Source organism: Micromonospora sp. NPDC050784, from assembly GCF_044456765.1.
GTDB lineage: Bacteria > Actinomycetota > Actinomycetes > Mycobacteriales > Micromonosporaceae > Micromonospora > Micromonospora foliorum.
Genome location: NZ_JBITGG010000007.1, coordinates 145,330 through 159,136, shown reverse-complemented (window position 1 = coordinate 159,136; position 13,807 = coordinate 145,330). Strand labels below are relative to the sequence as shown.

General features: G+C 72.4%; 15 protein-coding genes. 6 read left to right on the top strand and 9 right to left on the bottom strand.

Annotated elements, in window-relative coordinates; genetic code table 11:
• Positions 1–3: 3 nt before the first annotated feature.
• Complete coding sequence (locus tag ACIBD9_RS12170) at positions 4–516, bottom strand: HIT family protein (protein ID WP_396717183.1); 513 nt, start codon at positions 514–516, stop codon at positions 4–6.
• A gap of 165 nt (positions 517–681) precedes the next feature.
• On the opposite strand from ACIBD9_RS12170, the gene ACIBD9_RS12165 reads away from it, so the two are divergent.
• Complete coding sequence (locus ACIBD9_RS12165; RefSeq protein WP_396716929.1) at positions 682–1,422, top strand: D-Ala-D-Ala carboxypeptidase family metallohydrolase; 741 nt, start codon at positions 682–684, stop codon at positions 1,420–1,422.
• A 238-nt stretch (positions 1,423–1,660) separates the two neighbouring features.
• On the opposite strand, the gene thrS is transcribed toward ACIBD9_RS12165, so the two are convergent.
• Positions 1,661–3,670, bottom strand: coding sequence for a threonine--tRNA ligase (thrS, locus tag ACIBD9_RS12160; protein WP_396716927.1), 2,010 nt, complete (start codon positions 3,668–3,670; stop codon positions 1,661–1,663).
• Between the two features lie 188 nt (positions 3,671–3,858).
• Between thrS and ACIBD9_RS12155 the strand changes: the two genes are divergently transcribed.
• Entirely contained in the window at positions 3,859–4,860 is a 1,002-nt protein-coding gene (locus ACIBD9_RS12155; RefSeq protein WP_396716925.1) for a DUF1775 domain-containing protein, read from the top strand.
• A 202-nt stretch (positions 4,861–5,062) separates the two neighbouring features.
• Here the strand turns inward: ACIBD9_RS12155 and ACIBD9_RS12150 are convergent, their stop codons facing one another.
• Positions 5,063–5,983: an ADP-ribosylglycohydrolase family protein gene (locus ACIBD9_RS12150; protein ID WP_396716923.1), complete on the bottom strand. Its 921-nt coding sequence runs from the start codon at positions 5,981–5,983 to the stop codon at positions 5,063–5,065.
• A gap of 73 nt (positions 5,984–6,056) precedes the next feature.
• Between ACIBD9_RS12150 and ACIBD9_RS12145 the strand changes: the two genes are divergently transcribed.
• Together ACIBD9_RS12145 and ACIBD9_RS12140 are read left to right on the top strand one after the other, a co-directional pair.
• Positions 6,057–6,746, top strand: a complete 690-nt coding sequence (locus ACIBD9_RS12145; RefSeq protein ID WP_091401712.1) for a response regulator transcription factor — start codon at positions 6,057–6,059, stop codon at positions 6,744–6,746.
• A gap of 29 nt (positions 6,747–6,775) precedes the next feature.
• Positions 6,776–8,179, top strand: a complete 1,404-nt coding sequence (locus ACIBD9_RS12140; RefSeq protein WP_238661396.1) for a HAMP domain-containing sensor histidine kinase — start codon at positions 6,776–6,778, stop codon at positions 8,177–8,179.
• Positions 8,180–8,421: 242 nt separating this feature from the next.
• Here ACIBD9_RS12140 and ACIBD9_RS12135 read toward each other — a convergent pair whose 3' ends face one another.
• Together ACIBD9_RS12135 and ACIBD9_RS12130 are read right to left on the bottom strand one after the other, a co-directional pair.
• A complete protein-coding gene (locus ACIBD9_RS12135) occupies positions 8,422–9,444 on the bottom strand; it encodes an adenosine deaminase (protein WP_387175479.1) in 1,023 nt (340 codons plus the stop codon).
• Positions 9,441–10,235 (bottom strand): trans-aconitate 2-methyltransferase, encoded by a 795-nt coding sequence (locus ACIBD9_RS12130; RefSeq protein WP_396716921.1) that lies wholly within the window; start codon positions 10,233–10,235, stop codon positions 9,441–9,443. The genes ACIBD9_RS12135 and ACIBD9_RS12130 overlap by 4 nt, the downstream gene beginning before the upstream one ends.
• Before the next feature lie 83 nt (positions 10,236–10,318).
• Between ACIBD9_RS12130 and ACIBD9_RS12125 the strand changes: the two genes are divergently transcribed.
• Positions 10,319–11,302: an aldo/keto reductase gene (locus ACIBD9_RS12125; protein ID WP_396716919.1), complete on the top strand. Its 984-nt coding sequence runs from the start codon at positions 10,319–10,321 to the stop codon at positions 11,300–11,302.
• A gap of 88 nt (positions 11,303–11,390) precedes the next feature.
• Positions 11,391–11,582, top strand: coding sequence for a hypothetical protein (locus ACIBD9_RS12120; RefSeq protein WP_387175485.1), 192 nt, complete (start codon positions 11,391–11,393; stop codon positions 11,580–11,582).
• A gap of 122 nt (positions 11,583–11,704) precedes the next feature.
• Here ACIBD9_RS12120 and ACIBD9_RS12115 read toward each other — a convergent pair whose 3' ends face one another.
• From ACIBD9_RS12115 to ACIBD9_RS12100, 4 genes are all read right to left on the bottom strand, one after another.
• On the bottom strand, positions 11,705–11,908 hold the full coding sequence (locus ACIBD9_RS12115; RefSeq protein ID WP_030338233.1) for a cold-shock protein: 204 nt from the start codon (positions 11,906–11,908) through the stop codon (positions 11,705–11,707).
• A 287-nt stretch (positions 11,909–12,195) separates the two neighbouring features.
• Positions 12,196–12,468 carry a DUF4235 domain-containing protein gene (locus ACIBD9_RS12110; protein WP_030338235.1) on the bottom strand — a complete coding sequence of 91 codons (273 nt, stop codon included), beginning with the start codon at positions 12,466–12,468 and terminating at the stop codon, positions 12,196–12,198.
• Positions 12,465–12,839: a DUF3618 domain-containing protein gene (locus tag ACIBD9_RS12105; RefSeq protein WP_196927356.1), complete on the bottom strand. Its 375-nt coding sequence runs from the start codon at positions 12,837–12,839 to the stop codon at positions 12,465–12,467. Before ACIBD9_RS12105 ends, ACIBD9_RS12110 begins: the two co-directional genes overlap by 4 nt.
• Positions 12,836–13,270 (bottom strand): phage holin family protein, encoded by a 435-nt coding sequence (locus ACIBD9_RS12100; RefSeq protein WP_238661390.1) that lies wholly within the window; start codon positions 13,268–13,270, stop codon positions 12,836–12,838. The genes ACIBD9_RS12105 and ACIBD9_RS12100 overlap by 4 nt, the downstream gene beginning before the upstream one ends.
• Positions 13,271–13,807: the final 537 nt, after the last annotated feature.

Genomic DNA, 13,807 nt, shown 5'->3' with positions numbered 1-13,807 from the left:
CGGTCAGGACGGCCAGGCGCGGGCGAGCAGGTCGCGGGTGTCGCCGAGCAGCTGCGGCAGGATCTTGGTACGGCCGATGACCGGCATGAAGTTCGAGTCGCCGCCCCAGCGCGGCACCACGTGCTGGTGCAGGTGCGCGGCGATGCCGGTGCCGGCCACCCCGCCCTGGTTCATGCCCAGGTTGAAGCCGTGGGCGTTGCTGACCTTGCGGATCACCCGCATGGCGGTCTGGGTGTACGTCGCCAGCTCGGTGGTCTCCGGCACGTCCAGGTCGGTGTAGTCGGCGACGTGCCGGTAGGGGCAGACCAGCAGGTGCCCCGGGTTGTACGGGTAGAGGTTGAGCACCACGAACACGTGCTCGCCCCGGGCCACCACCAGGCTCTCCTCCGGGGGCAGCTTCGGCCCTCGGCAGAAGGGGCAGCCGGTCGGCTTCTCGTAGCCCTCGGCCGGGCGGTCCTCGCCGGAGATGTAGGTCATCCGGTGCGGCGTCCAGAGCCGCTCCAGGCCGTCAGCCATGCCGTCGATGTCCGTGTGCCGTTCCGCCCCTGTCACGAGCCGATCCTACGGAGCCCCGTGGACACGCCGCGACACCCGCCCGTCAGGAAACCCGGCACTGCAAGTTCTTGACGGATTAATGCCAAGGCCTGAAACTTCCATGCATCCACGTACTTCCATGAATTGATGGAGGGCTACATGTTCCGACGGCTCGGCAGGTTCCTCGCGGCAGTTGCGCTGACCGCCGCCACCACAGTGGCCGGCGTCACCCTCACTGCCGCCGCGGCCCAGGCGGACGGCTGCTACACCTGGGGACGCACCCTGTCCCAGGGGGCCTCCGGTGAGGACGTCCGGCAACTCCAGATCCGGGTCGCCGGCTACCCCGGCTACGGCGCGGTGCTCACCCTCGACGGCGCGTACGGCCCGGCCACCCGATCGGCGGTGATCCGCTTCCAGCAGGCGTACGGGCTGCCCGCCGACGGCATCGCCGGCCCACAGACGTTCAACCGGCTCTACGCCCTCCAGGACGACGACTGCACCCCGGCCAACTTCAGCTACGCCGAGCTGAACAAGTGCAACAGCGACTGGTCCGGCGGCGCGGTCTCGGCGAGCACCGCCCGGTTCAACGCGCTCGTCTCCATGTGGAAGCTCCAGGCCATGCGGCACGCCCTCGGCGACGTGGCCATCGCGATCAGCAGCAGCTTCCGCAGCTACGCCTGCAACAGCGCGGTCGGCGGAGCGTCGAACAGCCGACACCTGTACGGCGACGGGGTGGACCTGGTCGGCTCCCCGTCGTTCTGCCGGCTGGCACAGCAGGCCCGCAACCACGGCTTCGGGCAGATCCTCGGCCCCGGCTACCCGGACCACAACGACCACACCCACGTGGCGGCCGTCGGAGGCTGGTCAGCGCCCAACTGCGGCATCTGACACCCGGCAACGCCTCCCCCGACCCGCCGCCTCCCCCGACCCGCCGGCCTCCGGGCGCCGGCCTCCGGGCGAAGATCGCGCTCGAACATGGAAGTAGTGGCCTCCCAGACCGGGGAGGCCACTACTTCCTGGATCGAGCACGATCATGCGGCGGGCGGGCGGCTCGCGGGCCGCGACGGGCAGCGGGCGGGCGGCTGCGGGCCGCGACGGGCGGCACGCGGCCCGTGCGGTGGTCTCGCTACTCGGGGGCGGCGGAGGGGCCGATGTTGGTCCGTGAGCTGACCACGTCCAGCACGTGGGTCACCGCCTCGGCGATCGGCACCCCGTTGCGCTGGGAGCCGTCGCGGTAGCGGAAGGAGACCGTGCCGGCCGCCACGTCGTCGTCACCGGCGATCACCATGAACGGGATCTTCTGCTGCTGAGCCGTCCGGATCTTCTTCTGCATCCGGTCGTCACCCGCGTCCACCTGGGCCCGGATGCCCTCGGCGCGCAGCGCCGCGACGAAGCCATGCAGGTAGTCGGTGTGGTCCTCACGGATCGGGATGCCGACCACCTGCACCGGTGCCAGCCAGGCCGGGAACGCGCCCGCGTAGTGCTCGGTGAGCAGCCCGAAGAACCGTTCGATCGAGCCGAACAGCGCCCGGTGGATCATCACGGGCCGCTGCCGGCTGCCGTCGGCGGCCTGGTACTCAAGACCGAACCGCTCCGGCTGGTTGAAGTCGATCTGGATCGTGGACATCTGCCAGGTCCGGCCGATCGCGTCGCGCGCCTGCACCGAGATCTTCGGCCCGTAGAACGCCGCGCCACCCGGGTCGGGCACCAGTTCCAGGCCGGAGGTCCCGGCGGCGGTCCGCAGCGCCTCGGTGGCCTCGGCCCAGTCCTCGTCGGCGCCGATGAACTTGGGTGAGTCGTCCCGGGTCGACAGCTCCAGGTAGAAGTCGTCGAGGCCGTAGTCGCGCAGCAGGTCCAGCACGAAGCTGAGCAGCGTGGACAGCTCGCCGGCCATCTGCTCGCGGGTGCAGTAGATGTGCGAGTCGTCCTGGGTCAGGCCCCGGACCCGGGTCAGGCCGTGCACCACGCCGGACTTCTCGTACCGGTAGACCGTGCCGAACTCGAACATCCGCAGCGGCAGTTCCCGGTACGACCGCCCGCGCGCCCTGAAGATCAGGTTGTGCATCGGGCAGTTCATCGCCTTGAGGTAGTAGTCCGCGCCCTCCAACTGCATGGGCGGGAACATGGTGTCCGCGTAGTACGGCAGGTGACCGGAGGTCTGGAACAGTTGCGCCTTGGTGATGTGCGGGGTGTTGACGAACTCGTACCCCGCCGCCTCGTGCCGCTGGCGGGAGTAGTGCTCCATCTCGCGGCGGATGATGCCGCCCTTGGGGTGGAAGACCGCCAGGCCGGAGCCGATCTCGTCGGGGAAGCTGAACAGGTCGAGGTCCGCGCCGAGCTTGCGGTGGTCGCGCCGGGCGGCCTCCTCCAACAGCTTGAGGTACGCCTTGAGCTCGTCGCGGGTCGGCCACGCGGTGCCGTACACCCGCTGGAGTTGGGGGTTCTTCTCCGACCCCCGCCAGTACGCGGCGGCGGAGCGCATCAGCTTGAACGCGCCGATCAGTCGGGTGGTCGGCAGGTGCGGACCCCGGCACAGGTCCGACCAGCAGACCTTGTCCTCCTTGGCGTCGAGGTTGTCGTAGATGGTCAGCTCGCCGCCGCCCACCTCCATCACCTCGTCGGTGTCCAGGCCCTCGCCCTTGACCTCGATCAACTCCAGCTTGAACGGCTCGTCGGCCAGCTCGGAGCGCGCCTCGTCCAGGCTGCCGAAGCGGCGGCGGCGGAACCGCTGCCCGGACTTGATGATCTCCTGCATGCGCTTCTCGAGCTTGCTGAGGTCATCGGGCTGGAACGGCTTGTCGACGTCGAAGTCGTAGTAGAAGCCGTTCTCGATGGGCGGGCCGATGCCCAGCTTGGCCTCGGGGAAGATGTCCTGCACGGCCTGGGCGAGAACGTGCGCGGTGGAGTGGCGCAGCACGTTGAGCCCGTCGGGCGAGTCCAGGCTGACCGGCTCGACGACGGTCTCCTCGGCCGGCGTCCAGTCCAGGTCGCGCAGCTGGCCCTGCGGGTCGCGGACCACGACGATCGCCTTGGGGCCGTTCGCGGGCAGTCCGGCCGCGGCCACCGCGTCGGCCGCCGTGGTCCCGGCGGCGACGACGACGGGGTCGGCCACGGCGGGGGTACGGGGTGCGGACACGGTGACTCCTCCAAGCAATACGAAACGGTGCCGATCCTCGGCTCCTGCCGATGCTATCGGTCGCCCCGCCCCCGACCGGGAAGGGCACCTTCCTTCCGCCGACGTTGAACCTTTCCCGCCTCCCAGCCGAACTAGAGGGTGTGGCCGGAAACCGGTGCCGGCCGCGTCGACACGGATGGGGGCACGAGATGGCGAGCACGCACGGCGGTGGCCGTCGGCGGCGGATCGTGGCGGCGACCGCGGTGACCGCCGCTGGGCTGCTTCTCTGGCCGGGCACGGCGTACGCGGCGGACGTGACGACCACCCCGACGGAGGCCCGGCAGGGCGACGCGGTACGGCTGGAGTTCACCGTTCCGGAGGAGCGGGCCGGCACGAAGACCAAGCAGATCGAGGTACGGCTGCCGGCCGACGCGCCGATCGCCGAGGTCTACCCCATGTCGGTGAACGGCTGGGCGCCCCGGATCAGCTCCCGCACCCTGGACAAGCCGGTGGCCGGCATCCACTCCTCCGGGGTGAGCACGGTGACCAGCGCGGTGACCTGGGTCCGGGTCGGTGAGAGCGACCCGGGGCCGGCCCGGTTGGCGCTCTCCATGGGGCCGATGCCGCAGGCCGAGCGGCTCACCTTCGAGGTCGTCCAGACGTACGCCGATGGCACGGTGGTCCGGTGGGCGGACCCCGCCGGTCCGCACCGGGCCCCGGCCCTCACCCTGCTGCCGGCGGCGCCCGGCGCGGCGGGTCCGGCCGCACACGGCGGGCACGCCGCCCCGGCGGCCGGCGCACCAGCCGCCCCGGACAGGGGTGTGGACGCCGCGCCGCCGGCCCGGTCGGGCGGTGCCGACGAGGGTAGCGCCGACGGGATGCTGGCCGCCGGCCTGCTGGCCGGGTTGGGCGGCGGCGCGGCGATCGGCTGGCTGGTCAGCCGGTGGCGCCGACGCGACCCGGACGAGGCCACCGCGCTCGCCGAGGTGACCGGCGACCCGGACGAGACCGCCACGCCCGACGCGACGCCCGACGAGGCCGCGACCCTGGCCGAGATAACCGGCCGCGCGGACAAGACCGCAAAGCCCGCCGCGACGCGTGGCCGCGCAGCCGAGACCGCGCAGCCCGCCGACCCGACGCCGACCGACCCGCAGCCCGCCGATTCGACGCCCGCCGACTCGACGCCCGCTGTTTCCGCGGCATCGCGGTGATCCACTCGGGTTCCCGGAAACCGCGACATCCCAACCGCGCGGACAGCCCGATTTGCAGGAAGCCGAGTTGATCGTCGGCAAGGCAGCCTCGGCGGTCAGGGCAGCGCGGTAAGGACAGCGCGGTCAGGGCAGCCCGGCGGTAAGGACAGCGCGGTCAGGGCAGCCCGGCGGTCAGGGCAGCCCGGCGGTAAGGACAGCGCGGTCAGGGCAGCCAGGTAGGTAGCGGCTCGCGGGCGGCCAGCCACTGCTCGGGCACCCCGCCCGGCGTACCGACGCCGGTGTACGCCGCCACCACGGCTCCGGCGGTGGCGGCCGTGGTGTCGACGTCCCCACCGGCCCGTACGCACGTCTCGATGGCCGCCGGATAGTCGTCGAGGTGGGTGGCGGCCACCCAGAGGGTGAACCCGACGGTGTCCTGGGCGGTCACCCGGGAGCCGTTGCCGAGCGCCGCCACCACCCGGGGCAGCGGCCGGCCGAGCAGGCCGACGGCCCGGTGTACGCCCCGGTGCACCTCGGTGCCGGGGTCGAGCGCGGCGGCGATGCCGGCGAGCAGCCGCTCCGGGGCCGGCCGGTGACCGTCGAGGCGGGCCCGGGCGGCCAGTGCGGCGGCGACGGCGACGGCGACCGCGCCGGCGATCCCCTCCGGGTGCGCGTGCGTCACCTCGGCGGAGGCGCGGGCCTGCGCCGCCGCGCGCGCCGTCGAGTCGGCGAAGTACGCGCCCAATGGGCCGGCCCGCATCGCCGCGCCGTTGCCGCAGGAGCCCTGCCCGTCGAAGGCGGAGGCGGCGGCCAGCGGCCACGGGGTGCCGGTGCGGATCAGCCCCAGGATCAGCGTCGCGCCCGCGCCGTAGCCTCGGCGCTCGGTACACCGCTCGGCGAAGGAGAGGGCCAGCCGGTCCCGGTCGATGCCGCCGGAGTCGGCCAGTTGGGCGAGGACCGAGCAGGCCATCTCGGTGTCGTCGGTCCACTCCCAGGGCGCCGGCGGCAGCGCGTCGGCGGCGAGATCCACGGGCGCCGGCCCCGGCAGGAAGTACTGCGCGCCGAGCGCGTCGCCGGTGGAGAGACCGGCGAGGCTGTCCCGGGCGAGCGCCAGGCGGGCATCGGCGAACAGGGTGAACGACATCGTCGTACCAGCTTGCCCGGTCGCCAGGCACGCCGCAACGCGATCAACTTGCCAGGCCAAGTACGGTCTTGTCGTGGCCTCCGTGCTCCTGGTCGAAGACGATCACGTCGTACGCGGCGCGATGCTGCGGTCCCTCACCGACCGGGGGCATGCCGTGCACGCCGTGGGTACGGCGCTGGACGCCCTGCGTCGGGTCGCCGCGGAGACACCCGACCTGGTGGTGCTCGACCTCGGCCTGCCCGACCTGGACGGCTCGGACGCGCTGCGGATGCTGCGCGGCATCACCGACGTTCCGATCATCATCGCCACCGCCCGCGACGACGAGCAGTCGGTGGTCAAGCTGCTACGCGCCGGCGCCGACGACTACATGGTCAAGCCGTTCACCGGGGCACACCTTGACGCGCGGATCACCACCGTGCTGCGCCGGGCCGGCCGGGCCAGTCGGTCCGTGCAGCCCGCGGTGCACAGCGTCGGCGGGCTGCGGGTGGACGTGGGCGAGCGCAGCGCCCAGCTCGACGGGGAGCCGCTGGCGCTGACCCGCAAGGAATTCGACCTGTTGGCGTATCTCGCCGCACGACCTGGGCGGGTAGTGTCCCGCCGGGAACTCTTGGAGGAGGTATGGCGGCAGCCATCGGTCGGCGAGGATCAGACCATCGACGTTCACCTGTACTGGCTCCGCAGAAAGATGGGCGAGTCCGCGGCGAAGCCGCGTTACCTGCGCACCGTGCGGGGGGTCGGATTCCGGCTGGTGGCACCGGACTGAGGACGGCGCTGGCCCTGCTCACGGCCGGCATGTGCAGTCTCGTCGCGCTCGCGTTCCTGATCCCGCTCGGGCTCAGCCTGCGGGAGCAGAGCCGGGACGAGGCGATCGCCGACGCGGCACGCCGCAGCGCGCTGGTGACCGGCGCGCTGGCGGTGAGCACCGACCCGGCGGTCGTCGAGCGTGCCGTGGTGGCCAGCGCCGAGGGCGCCCCCACCCGGCCCGTGGTGCACGGGTTGGGGTTGGACGAGTCCGCCGGTCGGGCCAGCGGCAGTGACCTGGACCGGGCCCGCTCCGAGCGCCAGTCGTTGGTCGTCGACGTCGACGGGGGTGTGGCCCGGCTCGACCCGGTCGTCCTCGGTGACCGGACGGCCGTGGTCGAGGTGTTCCTACCGGAGTCGACGCTGGGCGAGGGCGCCGGCGGCACCTGGCTGCTGCTCTTCGCGGTCGGTGCGGCGATGGCCGGCGCGGCGGTGCTGGTGGTCGACCGGGTCGCCGCCCGCGCGGTGGACTCGACCCGGGGTCTGGTCAAGGCCGCGCTCTCCGTCGGCGACGGCGACCTCGGCGTACGCGTCGAGCCGACCGGTCCGCGCGAGTTGGCCGAGGCCGGGTACGCCTTCAACCGGATGGCGGACCGGCTGGACGCCGCCCGCACCGACGAGCGGGAGTTGGTGGCCGACCTGTCGCATCGTCTGCGTACCCCGTTGACGGTGCTGCGGTTGGACGCGGAGGCGTTGGAGTCCGACGACACCAGCGTGGGTTCGTTCAGCCCGGCGGAGTTGGACCGGCTGCGCGGGATCCGGCGGATCCGGCAGGCGATCGTCACCCTGGAGGGTGAGATCGACGTGCTGATCAAGACCACCCGTAAGACGGTGGCGCTCGAGGCCGGGCCGGCGATGTGCGACGTCAGCGAGGTGGTCCGGGACCGGATGGTGTTCTGGGCTGCGCTGGCCGGCGACCAGAACCGGCCGCACCGGGTCAACGGCGCGCAGCTGCGCATCCCGGCGCCGGTGCCTCGGGCCGAACTGGCCGCCGCGCTGGACGCGGTGATCGGTAACGTCTTCCGCTACACCCCGCAGGGCACCGCGTTCGAGGTGGCCGTGTCCCGGCGCGACGGTTACGTGGCGATCCGGATCGACGACGCCGGCCCCGGTATCGCCAACCCGGACCGGGCACTGCGCCGAGGCACCAGTGACCAGGGCTCGACCGGGCTCGGCCTGGACATCGCCAAGCGGGTGGCGTTGCAGGCCAACGGCTCGGTGAGCATCGACCGGGCCCGGTTGGGCGGGGCGAGCGTGGTGATGTTGCTCGCCGACCCGGAGGCGACGCCCCGGCAGGTCAGCCGCTTCGGTCTGGTCGGTCGGATGGCCCGCGACGCCCGGGACCCGAAGGCCAGTGGGCGTCGCTGGCCCCGCCAGCGCCCCACCGACGACTGACCCGGCCGAACCCCGGGTTGTGCGCCGGCGCAAGTCTTCCTTAGATCGCGGTTAACGACCGCGTTGGATCGGCCGCGGGCTGACAGGATCAGAGCACGAACCCACCAGTTCCACCGGCCGAGCGCACCACGCACCCACGGCCGGTGGAGCCGCGCGCGCGGCGGGAGTCACAGGTCCCCCCACACCCACGCTCCCGCCGCGCGCCCTGCTCGACCGACCGGCCCAGCCGGCACCCGGGCAGCTCAGCCGGCGGTGGCGAGGTACGCGTCGATCTCGGCGAGAATCCGCTGCTGGCCGGCGGGGTCGAGGAAGGACGCCGTCACCGCGTTGCGGGCCAGCCCGGCCAGACCCTCGGCGCCGACCCCGAGCAGGCGGGCCGCCACCGCGTACTCGTCGTTGAGGGTCGTGCCGAACATCGGCGGGTCGTCGGAGTTGATGGTGACCAGCAGCCCGGCCTCGACCAGCCGGGGCAGCGGGTGCTCGTCGAGGCTGGCCACCGCCCGGGTGCGTACGTTGGACGTCGGGCAGATCTCCATCGCGATCTGCCGCTCGGCCAGGTAGGCGAGCAGCTGCGGGTCCTGCGCGGCGGAGATGCCGTGCCCGATCCGCTCGGCGCCCAGCTCGTTCAGCGCGTCCCAGACGGTCTGCGGCCCGGTGGTCTCCCCGGCGTGCGGCACCGAGCGCAGCCCGGCGGCGCGGGCCTGGTCGAAGTAGGGCCGGAACTGCGGTCGGGGTACCCCGATCTCCGGGCCACCCAGACCGAAACTGACCAGCCCGTCCGGGCGCTCGTCCAGGGCGATGCGCAGCGTCTCCTCGGCTGCCGGCAGGCCAGCCTCGCCGGGGATGTCGAAGCACCAGCGCAGCTCGATGCCGAAGTCGGCCAGGGCGCGCTTGCGGGCGTCCTCGATGGCCTCACAGAACGCCGGCGCGGGAATGCCCCGTCGGACGTGCGAGTACGGGGTGATGGTCAGCTCCGCGTACCGGACCTGTTGGCGGGCCAGCTCCCGGGCCACCTCGTGGGTGAGGATCCAGACGTCCTCCGGGTCGCGGATGAGGTCCACGACGCTCAGGTAGACCTCGATGAAGTGCGCGAAGTCGCGGAACTCGAAGTAGGCGGCGAGGGCGTCCGGGTCGGCCGGTACGGGGGTGCGTCCCTCGTGGCGGGCGGCCAACTCGGCGACGATCCGGGGTGAGGCGGAGCCGACGTGGTGCACGTGCAGCTCCACCTTGGGCAGACCGGCGATGAAGGTGGACAGGTCGGTCACGGATTCTCCTGGGCAGGGTCGCCGGTGCGGGCGACGACGAAGACGCGGCGGAACGGGAAGTACACCTGACCCTGCCGCACCGGGTACGCCGCGGTGAGCCGTACTTCCAGCTCGGTCCGGAAGGCGGACCAGCCGGCGGCGTCCAGTGCGGCCCGGACCGGGCGCAGCGCGGTGCCCTCCATCCAGGCCAGCACCGGGTGCTCGGCGGCGGGTCGAGCCGGCAGCAGGTGCACGTAGGTAGTCTCCCAGGCGTCCACCGCGCAGCCGGCGGCGGTCAGCAGCGCCGCGTAGTCGGCCGGGTCGTCGACGGGGTCCGCGCGCAGCAGCGGGGCGACCTCGGCCCGCCAGGTCGGCCGGTTGGCGACCTCCCGCAGGGCGCGGTGCGAGTCGGCGGCGAAGTTGCCGGGGACCTGCATAGCGAGCCAGGCGCCGACGGGCAGCTCAGCGGCCCAACGGCACAGCAACTCCTGGTGACCGGGGACCCACTGCAGCGCCGCGTTGCTGACCACCACGTCCTCGTCGCCGGCCGGACGCCAGTCGCGCAGGTCGGCGACCGCGAAGTCGACAGGCGCGCCGAGGGCCTCGGCCCGCTCGATCATGTCGGGTGAGGAGTCGACGCCGAACACCCGGCTCGTCGGCCAGCGCTCGGCGAGGGTGGCGGTGAGCTGGCCGGGGCCGCAGCCGAGGTCGACCACCGTCCGGGGTCGCTCGGCCGGGATCCGGGCGAGAAGGTCGCGAAACGGCCGGGATCGCTCGTCGCCGAAGCGCAGGTAGGTCGTCGGGTCCCACATGGTCGCCTCCCAAACCGTACGTTCGTACTGCTACGGTACGGCTCGCGTGGCAGGGCGGCAACCCGATCACTAGGCTCGGGGGCATGGAACAGCGCAGCTTCAACCGGCTCGGCCGGACCGTTGGCGCGGTCGGTCTGGGCGCCTGGCAACTCGGCGCCGACTGGGGCACCGTCAGCGAGGACGACGCCATGGCGGTGCTCGCCGCCGCCGTGGACGCCGGGGTCACCTTCCTCGACACCGCCGACGTGTACGGCGACGGCCGCAGCGAGCAGCTGATCGGCCGCTTCCTGCGCAGCCGGCCCGACGCCGGGCTGACCGTCGCCACCAAGATGGGTCGCCGCGTCGAGCAGCGGCCGGAGGCGTACACCCTGGCCAACTTCCGGCAGTGGACCGACCGCTCCCGGTCCAACCTCGGCATGGACACCCTGGACCTGGTCCAGTTGCACTGCCCGCCCACCGAGGTCTTCTCCTCCGACGAGGTCTTCGACGGCCTGGACACCCTCGTCGCCGAGAAGGCCATCGCCGGGTACGGGGTCAGCGTCGAGACCTGCGACCAGGCCCTCACCGCGATCGCCCGACCGGGGGTGGCGAGCGTCCAGATCATCCTCAACGCGGTCCGCCACAAGCCGCTGGAGCGGGTGCTGCCGGCCGCGGCGGCCGCCGGTGTCGGCATCATCGCCCGCGTGCCGCTCGCCAGCGGCCTGCTCTCCGGCCGCTACGACGAGCACACCGAGTTCCCCGCCGACGACCACCGCAACTACAACCGGCACGGCGCGGCCTTCGACGTCGGAGAGACGTTCTCCGGAGTCGACTTCGACCGAGGTCTGGCCGCCGTACGCCGGCTGGCCCCGCTGGTCGACGCGGACCGCACGATGGCGCAGTTCGCGCTGCGCTGGGTGTTGGACCAGGCGGGCGTCACCGTGGTCATCCCCGGTGCCCGCGATGCCGAGCAGGCCCGCCGCAACGCCGCCACGGCGGCCCTGTCCCCGCTCACCGACGAGCAGTTGGCAGCCGTCCGCGAGACCTACGACGAGCTGATTCGCCCGCAGGTGCACGACCGGTGGTGACCCGCGCGCCCGGGGTGCTCGCGTCGCGCCGCCCGGCCGGCGATGCTGGACGGCGGCGCGCCGCCCCGGGCGGCGGAGAGGGGACGCGATGAGAGGCTGGCTTCCGCTCACCCTCGGCCTGTTGGCCGTGGTGATCGGTGCGGTGTGGACGGTCCAGGGCCTCGGCTACGTCAGCGGCAGCGTGATGACCGACGAGAAGATCTGGGCGCTGATCGGCCCGCTCGTGGCGCTGGCCGGGCTGGTGGTGCTCTGGCTCGGCCTGCGCTCGCGTCGACGCTGAGCCGTCGCTCCACCGGGAGCCCGAGTAGGTGGAAAGCCCCGCATCCCCAACCGGGGATGCGGGGCTTTGAGCGACCCTTGAGCCGGATCGTCCCACTGGCCGGCGGGGGCCGGCCGTCTCAATCAGATGGGACGGACCTGCTCAGCCTGCGGGCCCTTCTGACCCTGAGCAATCTCGAACTCCACCCGCTGGTTCTCCTCCAGCGAGCGGTAGCCGCTGGTCTGGATGGCCGAGAAGTGGACGAACACGTCAGCACCCCCACCATCGACGGTGATGAAGCCGAAGCCCTTGTCAGCGTTGAACCACTTCACGGTTCCCTGAGCCATGTGTTTCTCCCTCTAAAAACTGGCGGCCGTGCACGCCGTCCGGCCGATTGGCCGTTTTTGAGCAGCGGCGCCTGAGGCGGCCCCACGAAGGAGACTTCTCTCAACCCACGCCATCTCGCAACAGCGGGGACCAGCAAATCACGGAGGCAAAAAGTCTGTCACGACCTCTCCGACGAATTTCTCCGACATGTGACCTGACGGATGCCTCAGGTGCGCTGGGCGGCGTGCGATGCCAAGCGAAAGCCCCCTTCCCATCGATGCGGGAAGGGGGCTGAAGTCGCTGCTGGTCAGTCCGGCCAGCTGCCGGTCATCCGGCGCACGCCGACCGCGCCGCCCCGGTCCACCGCGGCCCGGACGACCGCGAAGATGGCGCCCTGCAACGCCGCGGCGGCCAGGATCTCGCCCCAGCCGCGATCCTCGTCGGTCGCGTTGGGCGCCTCACCGTCGCCCGCGGTGACCTTCCAGACCTGTCGGAAGATCGCCCCGGCCACCGCGCCCGCCGCGATACCCATCAAGACGCCGACCGGCCGGTACGCGACCCTGCCGATGCTCTTACTCACCTACGCCTCCCCCGCACGATCATCAGCACCACCACGGTGGCCACCGCGCCGGCCGCGATGGCCGCCCACGGCACCGGGTTACGGCGCACCAACTCACCCTTGTCGTACGCCTGTGCGCGTACCAACTCGCCCTTCTCGTAGGCCTGCGCCCGCGCCATTCCGGCACCACGCGCGGCCTGACCGCGGACCCGGGCGACGGTCTGCGCCGCCTGCTCCCGCATCCGCTCCTTGGCCTGCTCGGCGGACTCCTTGAGACGCGCCTTGACGTCGGCCTTGGCGGCCAACGCCTCCATCGTCTCGCCCAACTCGACCCGGGTACGACGGATCTCCTCGCGGAGAGCCTCGGTGTCGCCCGTCCCGTTGCCGGTCATTGCCGCCCCCTGTCCTTCACCGCGGCGGTGACGGTGTCCATGTCTGCCCGGAGGCTACGGACCGTGGCCGCCGGCATCGGCGGGACCGCACGGCTGACCTGCTTCTTGCCCACCAGGGCGAGGATGCCAGCCACCAGGAAGCAGGCCACCGCCACGATCAGCGCCGCGGCCCAGGCGGGCAACACCAGGTCGAGCAGCAGGATCGCCGTGGCGACCAGCGCACCCAGGCCGAAGAACGCGAGCGCGCCACCGCCACCGAACAGGCCGATCCCGATGCCGGCGTGCTTACCCTTCTGGGTCAACTCCGCTCGGGCCAGCGTCAGTTCGTCCCGCACGAGGCGGGAGATCTGCTCGGTGGCCCGCTGCACCAGCTCGGCGGTGGAGGGCTCGCTCCCATTCTGGGATGTGCGGGCTTTCGCCACGTCAGCCATGCTGTCCTCCTTTCCTCATCACCGCGCTGTATGCCCGAAGTCGTCGCTCGTCAATCCTAAAGCGCGACAGGCAGCTCACCGTCCCCGTTGTCCGGACGCCGCGCCGCCGATACGCGGCCAGCCGCCGCGATCACGCCAGAGACGTCCGGCAGCACATCCCCCACCCAAGCCCGACCAAACCTCCCGCAACGGACCTCTCCCCCGCGCCCTTCCCCCTCCCCCGGCCGCCCGCCTCCCGCTGACCTGGCGCCGCCGCGTTGATCATGAGGTCGGCGGGGACAAACCAGGCAAACCGACCGGCAAGTTCATGATCGTCGGGGTCGCCCCGCAAGATCACGCTCGATCCTGGTTGTAGTGGCCTCCGACGAGGACGGAGGCCACTACAACCAGGAAGTTGCACGATCTTGCGGGGCGCGGGGCGGCGCGAGGGCGCGGGGGCGGCGCGAGGGCGCGGGGCGCGGGGCGCGGGCCAGCGCGGGGCGCGGGCCAGCGCGGGGCGCGGGCCAGCGCGGGGCGCGGGCCAGCGCGGGGCGCGGG

Coding starts and splice junctions, on each gene's coding strand:
- ACIBD9_RS12170 (WP_396717183.1), bottom strand. CDS start 516: ATGGCTGACGGCCTGGAGCGGCTCTGGACGCCGCACCGGATGACCTAC.
- ACIBD9_RS12165 (WP_396716929.1), top strand. CDS start 682: ATGGAGGGCTACATGTTCCGACGGCTCGGCAGGTTCCTCGCGGCAGTT.
- ACIBD9_RS12155 (WP_396716925.1), top strand. CDS start 3,859: ATGGCGAGCACGCACGGCGGTGGCCGTCGGCGGCGGATCGTGGCGGCG.
- ACIBD9_RS12150 (WP_396716923.1), bottom strand. CDS start 5,983: ATGTCGTTCACCCTGTTCGCCGATGCCCGCCTGGCGCTCGCCCGGGAC.
- ACIBD9_RS12140 (WP_238661396.1), top strand. CDS start 6,776: ATGTGCAGTCTCGTCGCGCTCGCGTTCCTGATCCCGCTCGGGCTCAGC.
- ACIBD9_RS12130 (WP_396716921.1), bottom strand. CDS start 10,235: ATGTGGGACCCGACGACCTACCTGCGCTTCGGCGACGAGCGATCCCGG.
- ACIBD9_RS12125 (WP_396716919.1), top strand. CDS start 10,319: ATGGAACAGCGCAGCTTCAACCGGCTCGGCCGGACCGTTGGCGCGGTC.
- ACIBD9_RS12120 (WP_387175485.1), top strand. CDS start 11,391: ATGAGAGGCTGGCTTCCGCTCACCCTCGGCCTGTTGGCCGTGGTGATC.
- ACIBD9_RS12115 (WP_030338233.1), bottom strand. CDS start 11,908: ATGGCTCAGGGAACCGTGAAGTGGTTCAACGCTGACAAGGGCTTCGGC.
- ACIBD9_RS12105 (WP_196927356.1), bottom strand. CDS start 12,839: ATGACCGGCAACGGGACGGGCGACACCGAGGCTCTCCGCGAGGAGATC.
- ACIBD9_RS12100 (WP_238661390.1), bottom strand. CDS start 13,270: ATGGCTGACGTGGCGAAAGCCCGCACATCCCAGAATGGGAGCGAGCCC.